Origin of the sequence: Demequina zhanjiangensis (assembly GCF_030418315.1) — a bacterium.
GTDB lineage: Bacteria > Actinomycetota > Actinomycetes > Actinomycetales > Demequinaceae > Demequina > Demequina zhanjiangensis.
Window position 1 is genome coordinate 1 of record NZ_JAUHPV010000013.1, and the last position, 17,274, is coordinate 17,274.

Here is a 17,274-nt window from a genome sequence, read left to right on the forward strand (position 1 = left end):
GCCGTGACCCGGGGGTCGCGCGGCACTGAGGCGATGCCAGGGCGGTCTCGCGGTCAGCGGCGCCAGAACTGCAGGCGACGCGCCAGCCCTGGCGAGGCGGCCTCGAGCTCGGCGGGCTCTTCCGGCGCCTCGACAGGCTCAGGCTCGGGCTCCTCGTCGATCACCGCGTAGGTGCGGCCGGTGTTCTTGATGATCGCGGTGATGAGGGCTGCGATCGGGAGCGCCATGAAGGCGCCCATGGGACCCGCCAGCGCTCCACCGGCGATCGCGCCACCGAAGGCGACAGCGCCGTTGAGCTCCATCGTCTTGGACGACAGCTTGGGGCTGAGCGCGTAGTTCTCGATCTGCTGGTAGACGAGCACCCAGGCGAGCAGGCCGATCGCGTTGCCGACTCCCTCGACCGCAAGGACGATCAGGATCGGGAGCGCGGCGCCCAGATAGGTGCCGATGAACGGGATGAAGGTCGAGACGAACCCCATGAAGAACGCCATCGGCAGCGCGTAGACCAGGTCCAGGCCGACCACGAGCATCGCGACGAAGCCGAGGCCACCGCAGACGCTGGCAAGCAGCAGGCGGGAGTAGAAGTAGCCGCCGGTCTGCTCGATCGAGGTGACGGCGACCCACTTGAACACGCGCTGGCGGTGGGGAGGCATGCGCGACATGAGCGCCCGCATCACGCGCGGCCAGTCGGCGGCGAAGTAGAAGGCGAACATGGCGACCGTCATCAGGTCGAAGACGATCCCGAGTCCCGACGACAGCGCACCGAGCGCTCCTGAGGCCCAGTTCTGGAGGACCCGCGCGATCGCGCTCGTGCCGTCGGCGGCGTCGCCCTGGTCGATCAGCGTGGTGCCGAACAGGCTCTCCCACCAGGTGTTCAGGTGCTCGAACCACACTGACGCGGCCGCGCCGACCTCGGTCGCGAACCGGACGATCCCGGGGATGAGGACGGCGACCAGGAATGCGACCAGGACCACGGCCGCCAGGTAGATGAGGCCGACGGCGGCGCCGCGTCGGATCCCGAAGCGCTTGGTCAGCGCCTCGACGCCTGGGATCATCGCGAGCGCGAAGAAGAGCGCCACGAACAGCAGCCCTAAGAAGTGGGAGAGCTGGCCGAGGGCCCACATGCCTGCAGCGACCACGAGCCCGACGGCGACGATCTTCCACAGCACCGACCAGATCAGCTTGTCGGTCCACGGGGGGAGTGATGCGCTGGGCCGCTCCGCCGCCTCCTTGCGCGCGGCGGCGACGACCTCGGGGGGCATCTCCTCCTTCTCGAAGGTCATGGGTCAGGCGGCCTTGAGCGAGCGGCGCATCGAGATCGCGCGACCGAGTCCGAGCGCGCCGAGGACGATGAGGCTGATCGCGATGAAGGCGACGAACACGACCGCGGTCCAGCCGGGGACGGCGATCGCGACGATGCCTGCGACAAGCGCGAGCGCGCCTGCGGCGATGGCCCATCCGCGTGAGGCGGCGTTGTTGGAGTCGACGAGCGCCATGACGCCCTCGACGATCCAGCCGAGCCCGGTGAGGATGACGGTGAGGAGCAGGAGCACGGCCGCGCTCGACTCGAGGTTGCGGAGCATCACCACGCCCGCGATCACGAGCAGCATGCCGAAGATCAGCATCACGGCGCGCATCGCGCCCGAGTAGCCGGTGCGGAGGGCGCCGATCACGAGCCGGATCACGCCGGCGAGCAGGAAGTTGATGGCGACGAGCGCGGCGCCGACCTTGAGGGTCGCGCCCGGCCAGATGAGGAGCGCGAGTCCGAGCGCGAGCGAGATCCCGCCGAGCACGCCGATGACGGTGCTCATGGAGCGCACGAGCTGCGGTGGCGGCGGCGCGTCATCCAGCGACGTGGCGATGGCGAAGAATCCGGTCGCGGAGCGGGGCTCCTCGGAAGGCATGTCTGGACGGTCGTCTGCGGTCATGTGACGCTCCTAGCCGATGGTGCAGGGGCACCCCGCCCCTGCACCATCGAACCTAGTGGGGAGCGACGGGCGATGCCAAGGTGACCAGGGAGAACAGGTCCTTGGGGTCGGCGGGCTCGGCCACCAGGTCGATCTCGGTCGCGTAGGGGCTTCCCGAGACCCGGTCGCGCAGGAAGCGCAGGGCGGAGAAGTCGTTGACCGCGAAGCCCACCGAGTCGAAGACGGTGATCTGGTGGTCGGACACGCGGCCCGCCGCCTGCCCGTCGACCACGCGCCACAGGTCGACGGTGGGGTGCGCGGCGCCCAGGTTCTGGATCTCGCCCTCGACGAGGGTCTGCGGGTGGAACTCGACGAAGGTGTCGGCGCGGCGCAGGATCGCGGGGTCGAGCTCCGTCTTGCCGGGGCTGTCCCCGCCGATCGCGTTGAGATGCATGCCGGGCTCGACCATGTCATCCGTGAGGATGGTCGCGTTGACCTTGTCCGCGGTGCAGGTGGTGACCACGTCGGCGCCCCGGACGGCATCGGCGGCGGACGTGGCGCGGTGCACGGTGAAGCCGAGCGCCTGTGCGTTGCGGGTGAACTTGTCCATGGCTGCGGGGTCCACGTCCCAGATGCGCAGGTCGTCGAGACCGAGCACCGCCCGCATGCCGAGCGCCTGGAACTCGGACTGGGTGCCGGTGCCCACGAGCGCGTGGACGCGGGATCCCGGGCGTGCGAGGCGGCGTGCCGCCATCGCCGAGACGGCCGCGGTCCGCAGCGCGGTCAGCAGTGACATCTCGGCGAGCAGGAGCGGGTAGCCGGTCGCGACGTCGGCCAGAGCGCCGAACGCCGTCACCGTCTGCAGACCGCGCGACGGGTTGATGGGGTGCCCATTGACGTACTTGAAGCCGTAGAGCTCCGCATCGGCTGTGGGCATGAGCTCGATCACGCCGTGCTCGGAGTGGGACGGCAGGCGCGGGCACTTGTCGAACTGCTCCCAGCGGCGGTAGTCGTCCTCAAGGTACGTGACGAGGTCGGCGATGAGGCTCTGAACCCCCTCGTCGGCCATCCAGCGGCTCATGTGGGCGACGTCGACGAACTGGACCATCAGCGGGCCTCCTCCGGGGTGGTGGGACGGGTGCGGAGCACGAGCGTGCAGCACTTGGCGCCGCCGCCCGCGAGCAGGAGCTCGGTGAGGTCGACGCCGATGGGCTCGTAACCGGCCTCGCGCAGCTGGTGCTGGAACGCGGTGGCGCGGGCGGCGGTGATGACGTGGAGTCCGTCGGAGACGGCGTTGAGGCCGAAGACGGAGGCGTCGTGCTCGTCGACGAGGATCGCGTCGGGGAAACGGCGCTCGAGCTCGGCGCGGCTGGCGTCGTCGAAGGCGCTCGGCAGGTAGGCGATGTGCTCGTGGCCCGGGCGGTCGTCGAGCACGGCGAGGGCGGTGTCGAGGTGGTAGAAGTCGGGGCGCACGAGTCGCAGCGAGACGACCTCGCGACCGAACAGCTCGGCCATCTCGCGGTGCGACGCGGTGTCGGTGCGGAAGCCTGTGCCGGCGAAGAGCGTGTCGCCGATCAGCAGGATGTCCCCTTCTCCTTCGTTGGTCTCCACGGCCTCGACCACGTCGTAGCCGGCGCGCGCGAACCACTCGGCGTAGAGGCCGGCCTCGGGGGCGCGCTCGGGGTGCGTGAACTTCGCGGTGTAGGCGGTGCCGTCGACCACGAGTCCGCCGTTCGCGGCGAACACCATGTCGGGGAGGTCCTCGCCCGGCTCGATCTCCTCGATCGTGAAGGAGAGGCGCTCGAATGCGCGCCGCAGCTCGGCCCACTGGGAGAGGGCGCGGGCGGTGTCGGTGGGGTCCTCAGGCTTCATCCACGGGTTGATGGAGTACGACACCGTGAAGTGCGACGGACGGCACATGAGCACGGTGCGGGGCGTCGCGACGCGCTGGGCGCGGATCGAGGCGGGAGCGGTGATGGTCAAGTCGGGACCTCCTTCACGGTCAAGCGTGACAGAGATTCCGTGACGATTTCGTGACCAGGAATAGTGATTCGGGCGACTTCATCGTGCTTTACGATGGAAACCTGCACCGAGCCGGAGGATGGGGGAGGAATGGCAATCGACGAACTCGACCGCCGCATCATCGACGAGCTCAAGCTCGACGGTCGCATCAGCTACCAGGACATGGGAGAGCGCATCGGCCTGTCACCCACGGCGGTCAAGCGTCGCATGGACAGGATGACGTCGGCCGGGGTCATTCGCGGCTACACGGTGCTCGTCGATCCTACAGTCGACGGACGCGACACCGAGGCGTTCGTCGAGGTCTTCTGCCGCGGCACCGTCGGCCCTGACGAGCTGCGCCGCATCCTGGGCGGCATCCCCGACGTGATCGAGGCGCAGACCGTCACCGGCGAGGCCGACGCGCTCGTCCGGCTGCGCGCCTCGAGCATGCCCGCGCTCGAGGATGCGCTCGAGAAGGTGAGGCTCGCGCCTCAGGTGGACTCCACTCGCTCCGCGATCGTGCTCTCGCAGCTGATCGCGCGCCGGGAGTGACGCAGCCGCGTCAGATCCAGGGGCGGCTCCACATGTGCATCCGCCAGTAGTCGTACGGGATCGGGTTGCCCGTCCACAGCGGCAGGAAGTAGCCGGCCACGATCACCACGATGCCCACATAGATGCCCACGATCGCGACGCCCGTGCGCGACCACGTGCCCGGCCCATGCGGCTGTGCGATCCGCTGCAGCGCCCACGCGATCACCATCACCAGGAACGGGACGAACACGACCGCGTAGAACGTGAAGATCGTGCGGTACGAGTAGGGGAGCCACGGCAGCCAGCCGGCCCACACTCCGAGCGACAGCACGAAGCCGGTGGTGTCGCGGTGGCGGATCAGCCGCCAGAGGGCGAAGAGCAGCGCCGCGATCCCCACCCACCAGATCGCGACGTTGCCGATCGAGGTGATCGCGGTCACGCACCGCTCGGCGCCGCAGTTGACGCCCTCGACGTCCTCGAACCAGAACGCCGTAGGACGCAGCTGCAGGAGCCAGCCCCACGGGTTCGACGCATAGTTGTGCGGAGTCGTGAGGCCGGTGTGGAAGTCCCACATCTGCCGGTGGTACTCGACGAGCGAGCGCAGGGCCTCGGGCAGCCAGGTCACGCCCTCGCCCGGATGATCCGCCGCCCAGCTCCTCGCATACGAGCCGTCGGTCGCGAACCAGTTCCACCACGTCGCGACGTACACCGCGGGTATCAGGATGACGGTGGCGAAGAACGTGGGGATGCCGCGCCAGACCGAGCCTGCGAACCACCGCTCGATGCCCGCGGACCTGCGGGCGCTCATGTCCCACACGATCGTCATCACCATGAAGACCGCGGCGAAGTACCCGCCCGACCACTTCGTGGCGACGGCGAGGCCGAGCGTGACGATCGCGGCGAGCCGCATCCATCTGACGCCCATGTCGGGCCCGTAGCCGAGCGTCGGATCCCTGCCCTCCGCCCGCGCGGCGTCCATCGCGGCGTCGAGCCGACGCCGGAACCGTTCTCGATCCCACACGAGAAGCCCGAAGGCCGCGACCACGAAGAACGCGAGGAACCCGTCGAGCAGCGCCGTGCGCGACATCACGATGTGAAGGCCGTCCAGCGCGAGCAGGAGTCCCGCGATGCCGCCGAACAGCGTGGACTTGAGCACGGTGCGGGCGATCAGCGCCGTCATGACGACCGTCGCGACGCCCACCACCGCGATCATGAAGCGCCATCCGAAGGGCGTGGGACCGAACATCTTGATGCCCAGCGCGATCAGCAGCTTGCCCACCATCGGGTGCACCACGTAGTCGCCCTCGGACCAGAGCCCTGAGTAGTCGCCCGACGCGAACGCCTGGTCGTCGCCGGTCCAGTTGCCCTCGTAGCCGTAGACGAGCAGCGAGAACGCGCCGCGGGCGTAGTACACCTCGTCGAACACGAGCTTGGTCGGGTAGGCGAGCGTCATGAACCGCAGCACCGCGGCCACCAGACCGACTCCCACGGCCATCAGCTGGACCCGCCAGCGGTACGCCCATCCCCAGATCACAGTCGAAGCCTATCCGTGGCGTGCCCTGAACAGGGGGAACCCGTGTGCGACGCTGGTGCACATGGACGAGACGACGACGGGCCTGGTGCTTCTGGGCGCCACCCCGATCGGCAACCCGGGCGACGCGTCGCCGCGCCTGCGCGAGGCCCTCGCGAGCGCCGACGTGGTCGCGGCGGAGGACACGCGCAGGCTGCGCGACCTCGCCACGCGTCTGGGGGTCGAGGTCCACGGGCGAGTCGTCGCCGTCCATGATCACAACGAGGGTGAGCGCGCTGCCGACCTCGTGGCCCACGCCGCGGACGGCGGCACCGTGCTCGTCGTGTCCGATGCGGGCATGCCGACAGTCTCCGACCCGGGGTACCGCGTCGTCTCCGAGGCGATCGCCGCAGGGGTGCCCGTCTCGGTGCTGCCGGGCCCCAGCGCCGTCCTCACCGCGCTCGCGCTCTCGGGGCTGCCGACCGACCGCTTCTGCTTCGAGGGCTTCCCGCCCCGCAAGGCGGGCGAGAGGGCGCGCACCTTCGAGGCGCTCGCGGGGGAGCCGCGCACCATGGTGTTCTTCGAGGCGCCGCACCGGCTGGCGGACACCCTGGAGGCGATGGCCGACGCGTGGGGCGCCGATCGCGCCGCCTCCGTGTCCCGCGAGCTCACCAAGACGTATGAGGAGACGCGGCGCGGCGGGCTCGGAGAGCTCGCCGCGTGGGCGGGCGACGAGAACCCCCGCGGCGAGATCGTGATCACCGTGTCGGGGCGCCCGGCCGAGGCGCTCGATCAGGAGTCCGCGGTCGACGAGGTGCTCGCCCGGGTGCGGACCGGCGAGCGGGCCAAGGATGCCGTGGCCGACGTCGCCTCCGCGACAGGGCTGTCCCGACGCGACCTCTACAACGCGGTGCTCCGCGCACGAGGATCCGGCGGAGATGCCACGGCCTGACCACGCGCGCTCGCGCAGGCCCGCGATGCTCTCCGCGATCGTCGCGGGGGCAGTCGGGCTCGCGGTGGGCGGGGGCCTCGGGTTCGTCGCTCCGTCCTCGGGCGCCGCGCCCGCGCCGCAGCCCACCCCCTCGGCATCGAACGCCGTGGCCCCGCCCACGATCGGCGCCGTTCCCGCGGTGACCGCGCCCGGCGACCCGCTCGCGCTCGACAGCACCCTGCCGCTGTCCGACGTCAGGACTGTCGAGACGGACCTCGACCAGAGGGCGGTGGAGATCTGGTCGACCAAGGACCCCACCTCTGCCTGGGTGATGGTGAACAAGGCGAACCCGCTCGAGCCGTCGGACTACGAGCCGCAGGGCCTCGTGAGCCTTGCTGGCCTGACCGGTGGTGCGGGGGAGCGCCTCACCGCGGAGGCCGCCGCGGCGCTCGTCGACCTCAGGGATGCCGCCGTAGCGGACGGGCTGGACCTCGCGGTCGCGAGCGCGTACCGGAGCCGAGGGGAGCAGCAGGCGCTCCACAGGCAGTACGTCTCCCAGTGGGGTGCGGCCCGCGCGGAGACCTTCTCGGCCCGCGCTGCCCACTCGGAGCATCAGACAGGGTGGGCGGTGGACGTCCATTGGTCGTCGGAGTGCCGCGTCAAGCAGTGCTTCGCGGACGAGCCGCTCGGTCGCTGGATCGCCGCCCACGCGTGGGAGCACGGATGGATCGTCCGCTACCCGGACGGTGGCGCCGAGGTCACGGGCTACCGGTACGAGCCGTGGCACCTGCGCTACGTGGGAGTCGAGCTGTCCACACGCATGCATGAGGAGGGCATCTCGACGCTCGAGGAGGCGCTCGGCTTCCCCGCCGCGCCCGACTACGCGGACTGACCTTCGCCCGTGCGCGGCCCGACGCGAGAGGGGTCCCGCGTCGTCACTAGGATGGGCGGCATGTCGCACATCCTCTCCGCTGTCGCCTGGCCGTACGCGAACGGCCCGCGCCACATCGGCCATGTCGCCGGTTTCGGCGTGCCCTCCGACGTCTTCAGCCGCTACATGCGCATGGCCGGGGAGGACGTGCTCATGGTCTCGGGGACCGACGAGCACGGCACCCCGATCCTGGTGCAGGCCGAGGGCGAGGGCGTGGACCCGCAGGTGCTCGCCGACCGCTACAACCGCGTGATCGTCGAGGACCTCACCCAGCTGGGCCTCAGCTACGACCTGTTCACCCGCACCACGACCGGCAACCACTACAAGGTCGTGCAGGAGATGTTCAAGGCCGTGCACAAGAACGGCTACATGATCGAGCAGACGACGCGCGGCGCGATCTCGCCCTCCACCGGACGCACCCTGCCGGACCGCTACATCGAGGGCACGTGCCCCATCTGCGGCACCGACGGCGCGCGCGGCGACCAGTGCGACGCGTGCGGCAACCAGCTCGACGCGATCGACCTCATCAACCCCGTCAGCCGCATCAACGGCGAGACGCCCAAGTTCATCGAGACCGAGCACTTCTTCCTCGACCTGCCGGCCCTCACGGATGCGCTCGCGACGTGGCTCGGCTCGCGCAAGGGCTGGCGTCCGAACGTCCTCAACTTCTCGCTCAACCTCCTCAACGACGTGCGCCCTCGCGCGATGTCGCGCGACATCGACTGGGGCATCCCCATCCCGCTCGAGGGCTGGGAGGACAATCCCACCAAGCGCCTCTACGTCTGGTTCGACGCCGTCATCGGCTACCTCAGCGCGTCCATCGAGTGGGCCCGCCGCTCGGGCGACCCCGACGCGTGGCGCAAGTGGTGGAACGACCCGGAGACCCTGTCCTACTACTTCATGGGCAAGGACAACATCACGTTCCACTCGCAGATCTGGCCGGCTGAGCTCCTCGCCGCCAACGGTCGCGGAGCCAAGGGAGGCGTGCTCGGTCCGTTCGGCGACCTGCAGCTCCCCACCGAGGTGGTCTCGAGCGAGTTCCTGACGATGGAGTCCGCCAAGTTCTCCTCGTCGCGTGGTCACGTCATCTATGTGCGCGACATGCTGGCGCGCTACCAGCCTGATGCTCTGCGGTACTTCATCGCCGTCGCCGGCCCGGAGACGTCGGACGCCGACTTCACGTGGTCCGAGTTCCAGCGCCGCACCAACAACGAGCTGGTCGCGGGCTGGGGCAACCTGGTCAACCGCACCGCCTCGCTCCTGCACAAGAACGTGGGTGAGATCCCCGCGCTCGGGGAGCTGCAGGATGTGGACCGCGCCGCGCTGGACAAGTCGCTCCAGGGCTTCACCCAGGTGGGCGACCTGGTCCGTCACCACCGGCAGCGTCAGGGCATCTCCGAGGCGATGCGCGTGGTCGGGGACGCGAACGCGTACCTCGCGGAGACGGCTCCCTGGAAGCTCAAGAACGAGGACCCCGACCGCATGCGCACCGTGCTCGGCGTCGCCGCGCAGCTGGTGAGCGACGCGAACAGCATGCTCGCGCCCTTCCTGCCGCACTCCGCGCAGAAGGTCCACGAGGCGCTCGGCGGTACCGGCACGTTCTCGCCGATGCCGCAGATGAACGAGGTCGACGACCTCGACATACCCGACCGCTCCTACCCGGTGATCCAGGGCGACTACTCGTCACAGCAGGGCACGTGGGGCCGGCGCGACCTGGTCGCGGGCACCGTCGTCCCGCCGCCGTCGCCCGTGTTCACCAAGCTCGACGACGACATCGTCGAGGCCGAGCTGGACCGCATGCGGAGCGACGACTAGGTGGCGCGTCGCGGAGCCTGGCCGCCGGCGCCCGAGCCGCTGCCCTCACCCGTCGTCGACAACCACTGTCACCTCGAGTCCCCCGCCGGGGATGAGCCGCGATCCGTCGAGGACAGGCTCGCGGAGGCACGCGGCGTCGGAGTCGACCGCGTGGTCCAGATCGGCTGCGACCTCGAGGCCGCAAGGTGGACCGCCGGAGCCGTGCAGGCGTACCCGGAGATGCTCGGCGGGGTCTCGCTGCACCCGAACGAGGTGCCGCTCCACGTCAAGGGTGAGCATCAGACCGGCGTCGGCTACGACGAGGCCTTCGCGGAGATCGCGGCCCTCGCCGCGGGCGACCGGATCCGGATCATCAGCGAGACAGGGCTCGACTACCACTGGACCGACGAGCCTGACCGTCCCGCCCAGATCGCGGCGTTCCGCGACCACATCGCGCTCGCCAAGGAGCTCGGCCTCGCGCTCGGGATCCACGACCGCGACGCCCACGCGGACGTGCTCGACGTCCTCGCGAAGGACGGCGCGCCCGAGCGGACGGTGATGCACTGCTTCTCGGGCGACGCCGCGATGGCGCGCCTGTGCGTGGATCGCGGCTACCACCTGAGCTTCGCGGGCAACGTCACGTTCAAGAACGCGCATGAGCTGCGCGCCGCGATCGCCGTCACGCCGATGTCGCGCCTCCTCGTGGAGACCGACTCGCCCTACCTCACCCCCCATCCTCACCGCGGGGCGCCGAACTCGCCCTCGCTCGTCGCGCACACCGTCCGTGAGGTCGCGCGGGTGAAGGGCATCGCGGTCGAAGAGGCGTGCGAGGCGATCGACGTGACGAGCGTCACTTTGTATGGTTCCTGGTAGATCGGTCACACTACGATTCAGTTCGCCAAGGTCGTTACCGATATGAGATAAAAGCGTGAGTGTCTCGCCCCCGAGACGACCCCACGATGGCTTCGATTCCGCTCCCGGAAGGGACCTCTTGAGTTACCTGCGCACCACTGCTCGTCCCGGAGGACGCCGTGATCGGCGCGCCCGGACGGGCTCGCGTACACGCGTCATGCGCCAGCTCGGCGTGTCCGCCGCGCTCATCGCATTCGCCGCGGGATCGTTCACGTCCACGACCGTCGACGCGCTCACGACCGTCCGTCAGGACGCGGGTGCGACCACCACGCTCGAGGTCATCGGCCCGGTCGATGCGGGCGAGTCCCAGGTCGAGGTCGTCACGGAGACCGAGGAGGTCTCGCTTCCGCACGGCACCGTCACCGAGTCGGACCCGAGCGCGATGAAGGGCGAGGAGAAGGTCGTCACCCAGGGCGAGGCGGGAACGTCGCTCGTCAGCTACGAGGTCACCTACGTGAACGGCGAGGAGGTCTCCCGCGTGGAGACCGTGTCCGTGGTCGTGGATCAGCCGGTGGACGAGGTCGTCTCGGTCGGCACGCTCGTGGTCCCGGTCGCCACCTCCAACCCGACCGGCAACCGCGCGATCGGCAAGGAGCTCGCTGAGTCGATGTACGGGTGGACCGACGGCCAGTGGCAGTGCCTTGAGGCGCTCTGGACTCGCGAGTCCGGCTGGAGCCACACCGCCCACAACTCGTCCTCGGGTGCGCACGGCATCCCGCAGGCGCTCCCTGGCTCCAAGATGGCCAGCGCCGGTGCCGATTGGTACTCGAACCCTGCCACGCAGATCAAGTGGGGCCTCGGGTACGTGAAGAACCGTTACGGCAGCCCCTGCAACGCGTGGGGCCACTTCACGTCGGTCGGCTGGTACTGACGCCCGTGGCCGATCTGCTCGGTCCCAGCGACGTCAGGACGCTCGCCGAGTCGCTCGGCACCGCCCCCACCAAGAAGTGGGGACAGAACTTCGTGGTCGACGCGGGCACGGTGCGTCGCATCGTGCGGATCGCAGGCGTGGAGGCCGGCGACCACGTCGTCGAGGTCGGTCCAGGTCTGGGTTCCCTCACTCTCGCGTTGCTCGAGGCGGGTGCGTGGGTCACCGCCGTCGAGATCGATCCGCTGCTTGCCGCGGCTCTCCCTCAGACGGCGGCAGCGCGTGCTCCCGAGGGGTCGGAGCGGCTCGCCGTCATCGGACAGGACGCGCTCGAGGTGCGTGAGCTGCCGGGAGCCGGCCCCGAGGCCGGACCGCCCGCGGCGCTCGTCGCGAACCTGCCGTACAACGTCTCCGTGCCGGTGATCCTGCACTTCCTTGAGACCTTCCCTGCGCTGCAGCGTGTGCTCGTCATGGTGCAGGCGGAGGTCGCCGACAGGCTCGCCGCGCCTCCCGGCTCCCGCACCTACGGCATCCCCAGCGCGAAGGCAGCGTGGTACTGCGACGTCCGCCGCGCGGGTGACGTCGGCCGAGCCGTGTTCTGGCCGGTGCCACGCGTCGACTCGGCGCTGGTGCTGATGGAACGTCGCGACCCGCCGTCCACGACTGCGACGCGCGAAGAGGTCTTCGCGGTGATCGACGCGGCCTTCGCGCAGCGGCGCAAGGCGTTGCGCGGGGCGCTCGCGTCACTCGCGGGATCGTCCGCGCGCTCCGAGCAGGCGCTCCTCTCCGCAGGCATCAGCCCGCTGACCAGGGGCGAGCAGCTGGGCATCGAGGACTTCACGCGGATCGCCGAGGCGATGGCAGCCCTCGACTGAGCATCACGGCATGGCACGATGGGGCCCATGCCACGCACCGTCACCGTCCGCGCGCCGGGCAAGGTGAACCTCCAGCTCGCCGTGGGACCTCGCCGCGACGACGGCTATCACAGGCTCGTGACGGTGTTCCAGGCGGTGAGCCTGTATGAGACGGTCACCGCCACCGCGCGCGACGACGAGGACATCGTGCTGCGCATCGCCGCGTCGCCCGCGCTGACCTTCGATCCGGCAAGCGTGCCGACCGACGAGTCCAACCTCGCCGTGCGCGCCGCGCGCGCCGTGGCCGAGCGTTACGGGATCACCGACGGGATCGACCTGGACATCGTCAAGGGCATCCCGGTGGCAGGCGGCATGGCGGGCGGCAGCGCCGACGCCGCGGCCGCCGCGGTCGCGTGCGCCGAGGCGTGGGACACGGGAGCGTCGCGGGTGGAGCTCGAGGAGCTGTGCGCGGGCCTGGGCGCGGACGTGCCTTTCTGTCTTCACGGGCATACTGCGGTCGGGCTCGGCCGGGGTGATGAGCTCTCGCCTGCCATGACCCACGGACAGTTCCACTGGGTGTTCGCCACCCAGAGCGAGGGGCTGTCGACGCCGGCGGTGTTCCGTGAGTTCGACCGCGCGGTGGCGGCGGGCGAGGCTGAGGTGGCCGAACCCGCGCTCGACGATGCGGTCATGGCGGCACTCATGGCGGGAGACCCGCGCGCGCTCGGGAGCGCCCTGACCAACGACCTTCAGCCCGCCGCGCTGCGCCTCGCGCCCCACCTTCAGGACGTGATCGACGCGGCGAAGGACGCCGACGCGGTGGGCGCGATCGTGTCAGGCTCCGGCCCGACCGTCGCCGCGCTGGCGAGGTCGCGGCAGCATGCCCTGGCGATCGCGGCCCACCTCACCGCCGAGGACGTCGCGCACACCGTCCTCACGGCGTCGGGCCCTGCGGCGGGCGCAGCGATCGTCGCGGACCTGTCCGACTGACGCGGGAGCGATCCAGGCGTCAGTCCTTCTTCGTCAGCGCGTCGCGGATCTCCGTGAGCAGCTCGATCTCGGTGGGCGCGACGGGCTCGTCCGGCGCGGGCTCGTCCTTCTTCTTGTGTGCGGCGAGCTTGTTGAGCGGGAGGACGACGGCGAAGTAGATCGCGGCAGCGATGATCAGGAAGTTGATGACCGCGGTGAGGAAGGCGCCGATCGCGAGCACCGCGTCGTCCGCGGGGTCGGCGGTGCCTGCGTCGTTGAGCGTGATCGCGAGCACGTTCGACAGGTCGGGCTGGCCGAAGATCGCGGCGATGAGCGGGTTGACGATGTTGTCGACGAGCGAGGTGACGATCGCTCCGAACGCGGCGCCGATGACGACCGCGACCGCGAGGTCCACGACGTTGCCGCGCATGATGAAGTCCTTGAAGCCCTTGATCACGGCTGTTCCCCCTGGTCAGGTGACGTGACGCGTCGGCTCCGGGTCGGCCGAGGTCGTCGGGCGCAATCCGCCCGAAGTGAATCTATCGGACGGGTGCTGATCGCGCGAGGGAACGTGGCACGCCGTGCCGGGAGGTCTCGCTCAGTGCTCGCTGGGCAGGCCGGGCCGACGCTCGAGTCCGTGCAGCCCGTTCCACGCGAGGTTCACCAGGTGGCTTGCGACGACCTCCTTGGAGGGCTCGCGGACCTCGGCCCAGTGCTGACCCGTGAGCGCGACCATGCCGACGAGCATCTGCGAGTAGATGGGGGCGACCGACGGGTTGAGGCCGCGCTTGCGGAACTGGTCCGCGAGGAGACCCTCGACCTGCGCGGACACGTCGCCGAGCAGGGACGAGAAGGTGCCGGAGGTCTGGGCGACGGGCGAGTCGCGCGCGAGGATGCGGAAGCCGTCGGGCGAGGCCTCGATGTAGCCGAGCAGCGCCATGGCGGCGCGCTCCACGAGCTGGCGGGGATGCGCGACCTGCGACAGGGCTCCCGTGAGGGCGCCGAGGAGCGCCTCGACCTCGCGGTCGACGATGACGGCGTAGATGCCCTCCTTGCCGCCGAAGTGCTCGTACACGACGGGCTTGGACACGTCCGCTCGGGCCGCGATCTCCTCCACGGAGGCGCCCTCGAAGCCCTTCTCGGCGAACAGCGCGCGGCTCACCGTGAGCAGCTGCTCTCGGCGCTCGCGGGCGGTCATGCGGGAGCGGACGGGCTTCCTCGGTTCGTCGGTCACGGTCCCAGTCTGCCGTGTTCGGCTGGCAGACTGGGTCATCCTGGGAACTTCGGGTCCCATTCCGCCCTGGTGTAACGGCAGCACGCAGGCCTTTGGAGCCTTGCGGTACAGGTTCGAATCCTGTGGGCGGAGCGGTCAGGCCCGCACGCCGGTGCGCGCGAGGTCCCGGGCCGCGACAGGTAGAGTTGTCACCGATCGACCCGAAGCCCTGACAGGGCCCAGCGAAGGGGGAGTGTTGACCCGCACCCGTCCCGCGGCCGTGATGATCCTCGCGGCAGGCGCAGGTACCCGTATGAGGTCGGCTACCCCGAAGGTCCTTCACAGGATCGCGGGCCGCACCCTTCTCCACCACGCGATCGAGGCGGCGCACGAGCTCGACCCGCAGCGCACCGTCGTCGTGGTCCGGCACGAGCGTGACGCCGTCGCCGCGCATGTGGCCGACGTCGCCCCCGAGGCGCTCGTGGCCGACCAGGACGAGATCCCCGGCACCGGTCGCGCGGTCTGGTGCGGCATGTCCGCGCTCGACGCGACCACTGTCGCCGCTGCGGTGGCGGCAGGCGCGGCGGGAGACCGCTCGGTGCTCGGCCTTCAGCTGGAGGGCGCTGTGGTCGTCACCTCAGGCGACGTGCCGCTCGTCACCGGTGACCTTCTGGGTCGCCTGGTCGACGCGCACACCGAGATCGGCAACGCCGTCACCATCCTCACCGCCAAGGTCGCTGACCCCACGGGCTACGGGCGCATCGTCCGCGGCAGCACGGGCGACGTGATGGCGATCGTCGAGCACAGGGACGCCACGGACGAGCAGCATCGGATCGACGAGATCAACGCAGGCATCTACGTGTTCGACGCGTCGGTGCTGCGGGAGGCGCTCGCCCAGGTGGGCACGGACAACTCCCAGGGCGAGATGTACCTCACCGACGTCGTCTCGCTCGCGCGCGAGGCCGGCGGGCGTGTGGGCGCGATGATCGCCCCGAACGCCTCCGACGTCGAGGGCGTGAACGACCGCGTCCAGCTGTCCAAGGCCGGCGCGACCATGAACCGGCGCATCGTCGAGGACTGGATGCGCGCAGGCGTGACCATCGTCGACCCCGAGACCACGTGGATCGACGCCGATGTCACGCTCGGAGAGGACGCGACGATCCTCCCCGGAGTCCAGCTCCACGGTGCGACGACGGTCGGCACCGGCGCGACCGTCGGCCCCGACTCCACCCTCACAGACGTCACGGTGGGAGACGGCGCGACCGTCACCCGCGTGCACGGCGTGTCCTCCGTCATCGGGGACCGCGCCACGATCGGCCCGTTCACCTACCTGCGCCCCGGCACCGTCGTCGGGGTCAAGGGCAAGGTGGGCGGCTTCGTCGAGACCAAGAACGCAAGGATCGGCGACGGAGCGAAGGTGCCTCACCTCAGCTACGTCGGCGATGCGGAGATCGGGGAAGGCTCCAACGTCGGGGCCGGCACGATCTTCGTCAACTACGACGGCGTGCACAAGCACCGCACCGTCGTCGGCGCACACGTGCGCATCGGCTCTGACAACACCCTCATCGCGCCCGTCACCCTGGGCGATGGCTCGTACACAGGCGCCGGCACCACTGTGCGCCACGACGTGCCGCCGGGTGCTCTCGCCATCAACTCTTCGCCTCAGCAGAACGTGGACGGGTGGGTGGAGCGCCGCCGCCCCGGCACTCCTTCCGCTGAGGCGGCCGAGCGTGCTCGACGCGCGCCCGGGTCTCACGAAGGACTATCGTCGGGCGAACAGGGCCCGACGCATGAAGGAGAGTCATGAGCTCGATCATCTCGAACCCGTCTGAGCGTCGGATGGTGCTCGCCGGCGGGCGCGCCCACCCTGAGCTGGCTGAGGCCGTCGCCACGGACATGGGGATCGAGCTGCTGCCGACCACCGCCTACACCTTCGCCAACGGCGAGCTGTACGTGCGGTTCGGCGAGTCGGTGCGAGGTGCAGACGCCTTCATCATCCAGTCGCACGCCGCGCCCATCAACGAGGCGATCATGGAGCAGCTGATCATGGTCGACGCCATGAAGCGCGCCTCCGCGAAGCGCGTGACCGTGATCATGCCCTGCTATGGCTACGCCCGTCAGGACAAGAAGCACAAGGGTCGCGAGCCGATCTCCGCCCGCCTGATGGCTGACCTGTTCAAGACGGCCGGTGCCGACCGCATCATGTCGGTGGACCTGCACACCTCGCAGATCCAGGGATTCTTCGACGGCCCGGTGGACCACCTGTGGGCGATGCCGCTGCTCGCGCAGTACGTCCGCACCCGCGTGGCTCCCGACAACCTCACGATCGTCTCGCCCGATGCGGGCCGCGTGCGCCTGGCCGACCAGTGGTCCGACCACCTGGGCGCGCCGCTCGCGATCATTCACAAGCGTCGCGACCCCTCGGTGCCGAACCAGGTGAAGGTCCACGAGCTCGTCGGTGACGTCAAGGGCCGCACCTGCGTCCTCGTCGACGACATGATCGACACCGGCGGCACCATCGTCCAGGCGGCCGAGGCGCTGTTCGAGAACGGCGCTGCAAGCGTGATCGTCGCCTCGACCCACGGGCTCCTGTCTGGCCCCGCCGTGGAGCGCCTGCGCGACTCCGGCATCTCTGAGGTCATCGTGACCGACACCCTGCCGATCTCTGATGACAAGCGCTGGGACGGCCTCACGGTCCTGTCCATCGCGCCGCTGATCGCCCGCGCGATCCATGAGGTCTTCGAGGACGGCTCGGTCACCAGCCTGTTCAACGGCAACGTTTGACCGACACCATCATCTGAACGCGTGAGGGGCGGGGGGGGGCCCGGGGCCCCCCCCCCCCCCCCCCCCGGG

At 70.0% G+C, this 17,274-nt stretch carries 17 protein-coding genes and 1 tRNA gene; 11 read left to right on the top strand and 7 right to left on the bottom strand.

Annotated elements, in window-relative coordinates; genetic code table 11:
• Positions 1 to 53: 53 nt before the first annotated feature.
• The 4 genes from QQX04_RS14410 to ddaH are packed head-to-tail and all read right to left on the bottom strand — an operon-like array spanning position 54 to position 3,890.
• Complete coding sequence (locus QQX04_RS14410) at positions 54 to 1,283, bottom strand: AI-2E family transporter (RefSeq protein WP_301130402.1); 1,230 nt, start codon at positions 1,281 to 1,283, stop codon at positions 54 to 56.
• A 3-nt stretch (positions 1,284 to 1,286) separates the two neighbouring features.
• Positions 1,287 to 1,928 carry an HdeD family acid-resistance protein gene (locus QQX04_RS14415; protein WP_301130404.1) on the bottom strand — a complete coding sequence of 214 codons (642 nt, stop codon included), beginning with the start codon at positions 1,926 to 1,928 and terminating at the stop codon, positions 1,287 to 1,289.
• Between the two features lie 52 nt (positions 1,929 to 1,980).
• The gene (ocd, locus tag QQX04_RS14420) at positions 1,981 to 3,015 is read right to left on the bottom strand and encodes an ornithine cyclodeaminase (protein WP_301130405.1); all 1,035 of its coding nucleotides are present in this window, start codon (positions 3,013 to 3,015) and stop codon (positions 1,981 to 1,983) included.
• A complete protein-coding gene (gene ddaH / locus QQX04_RS14425) occupies positions 3,015 to 3,890 on the bottom strand; it encodes a dimethylargininase (protein ID WP_367312975.1) in 876 nt (291 codons plus the stop codon). The genes ocd and ddaH overlap by 1 nt, the downstream gene beginning before the upstream one ends.
• A gap of 129 nt (positions 3,891 to 4,019) precedes the next feature.
• Here ddaH and QQX04_RS14430 point away from each other — a divergent pair, with 129 nt between their 5' ends.
• Positions 4,020 to 4,460, top strand: coding sequence for an Lrp/AsnC family transcriptional regulator (locus QQX04_RS14430; protein ID WP_301130407.1), 441 nt, complete (start codon positions 4,020 to 4,022; stop codon positions 4,458 to 4,460).
• A gap of 10 nt (positions 4,461 to 4,470) precedes the next feature.
• Here the strand turns inward: QQX04_RS14430 and QQX04_RS14435 are convergent, their stop codons facing one another.
• Positions 4,471 to 5,973, bottom strand: a complete 1,503-nt coding sequence (locus QQX04_RS14435) for a dolichyl-phosphate-mannose--protein mannosyltransferase (protein ID WP_301130409.1) — start codon at positions 5,971 to 5,973, stop codon at positions 4,471 to 4,473.
• A gap of 61 nt (positions 5,974 to 6,034) precedes the next feature.
• On the opposite strand from QQX04_RS14435, the gene rsmI reads away from it, so the two are divergent.
• The 7 genes from rsmI (at position 6,035) to QQX04_RS14470 (ending at position 13,229) form a co-directional block, all read left to right on the top strand.
• Positions 6,035 to 6,901, top strand: coding sequence for a 16S rRNA (cytidine(1402)-2'-O)-methyltransferase (gene rsmI / locus QQX04_RS14440; RefSeq protein WP_301130411.1), 867 nt, complete (start codon positions 6,035 to 6,037; stop codon positions 6,899 to 6,901).
• Positions 6,888 to 7,772, top strand: coding sequence for a M15 family metallopeptidase (locus QQX04_RS14445; protein ID WP_301130412.1), 885 nt, complete (start codon positions 6,888 to 6,890; stop codon positions 7,770 to 7,772). The genes rsmI and QQX04_RS14445 overlap by 14 nt, the downstream gene beginning before the upstream one ends.
• A 60-nt stretch (positions 7,773 to 7,832) precedes the next feature.
• Positions 7,833 to 9,626, top strand: a complete 1,794-nt coding sequence (gene metG / locus QQX04_RS14450; RefSeq protein WP_301130414.1) for a methionine--tRNA ligase — start codon at positions 7,833 to 7,835, stop codon at positions 9,624 to 9,626.
• Positions 9,627 to 10,478 carry a TatD family hydrolase gene (locus tag QQX04_RS14455; protein ID WP_301130415.1) on the top strand — a complete coding sequence of 284 codons (852 nt, stop codon included), beginning with the start codon at positions 9,627 to 9,629 and terminating at the stop codon, positions 10,476 to 10,478. It begins immediately after the preceding gene.
• Between the two features lie 196 nt (positions 10,479 to 10,674).
• Positions 10,675 to 11,388 (top strand): aggregation-promoting factor C-terminal-like domain-containing protein, encoded by a 714-nt coding sequence (locus tag QQX04_RS14460; RefSeq protein WP_301130417.1) that lies wholly within the window; start codon positions 10,675 to 10,677, stop codon positions 11,386 to 11,388.
• 5 nt (positions 11,389 to 11,393) lie between these two features.
• Positions 11,394 to 12,260: a 16S rRNA (adenine(1518)-N(6)/adenine(1519)-N(6))-dimethyltransferase RsmA gene (gene rsmA, locus QQX04_RS14465; RefSeq protein WP_367312978.1), complete on the top strand. Its 867-nt coding sequence runs from the start codon at positions 11,394 to 11,396 to the stop codon at positions 12,258 to 12,260.
• Positions 12,261 to 12,287: 27 nt separating this feature from the next.
• A complete protein-coding gene (locus QQX04_RS14470) occupies positions 12,288 to 13,229 on the top strand; it encodes a 4-(cytidine 5'-diphospho)-2-C-methyl-D-erythritol kinase (protein ID WP_301130418.1) in 942 nt (313 codons plus the stop codon).
• A 19-nt stretch (positions 13,230 to 13,248) separates the two neighbouring features.
• On the opposite strand, the gene mscL is transcribed toward QQX04_RS14470, so the two are convergent.
• Both mscL and QQX04_RS14480 read right to left on the bottom strand, forming a co-directional pair.
• Complete coding sequence (gene mscL, locus QQX04_RS14475) at positions 13,249 to 13,665, bottom strand: large conductance mechanosensitive channel protein MscL (protein ID WP_301130420.1); 417 nt, start codon at positions 13,663 to 13,665, stop codon at positions 13,249 to 13,251.
• Between the two features lie 141 nt (positions 13,666 to 13,806).
• A complete protein-coding gene (locus QQX04_RS14480; protein WP_301130429.1) occupies positions 13,807 to 14,406 on the bottom strand; it encodes a TetR/AcrR family transcriptional regulator in 600 nt (199 codons plus the stop codon).
• Positions 14,407 to 14,502: 96 nt separating this feature from the next.
• On the opposite strand from QQX04_RS14480, the gene QQX04_RS14485 reads away from it, so the two are divergent.
• The 3 genes from QQX04_RS14485 (at position 14,503) to QQX04_RS14495 (ending at position 17,205) form a co-directional block, all read left to right on the top strand.
• Positions 14,503 to 14,574: transfer RNA gene (locus tag QQX04_RS14485), tRNA-Gln, on the top strand.
• Positions 14,575 to 14,677: 103 nt separating this feature from the next.
• The gene (glmU, locus tag QQX04_RS14490) at positions 14,678 to 16,228 is read left to right on the top strand and encodes a bifunctional UDP-N-acetylglucosamine diphosphorylase/glucosamine-1-phosphate N-acetyltransferase GlmU (RefSeq protein WP_301130422.1); all 1,551 of its coding nucleotides are present in this window, start codon (positions 14,678 to 14,680) and stop codon (positions 16,226 to 16,228) included.
• Positions 16,225 to 17,205, top strand: coding sequence for a ribose-phosphate diphosphokinase (locus QQX04_RS14495; protein ID WP_301130423.1), 981 nt, complete (start codon positions 16,225 to 16,227; stop codon positions 17,203 to 17,205). Before glmU ends, QQX04_RS14495 begins: the two co-directional genes overlap by 4 nt.
• Positions 17,206 to 17,274 lie beyond the last annotated feature (69 nt).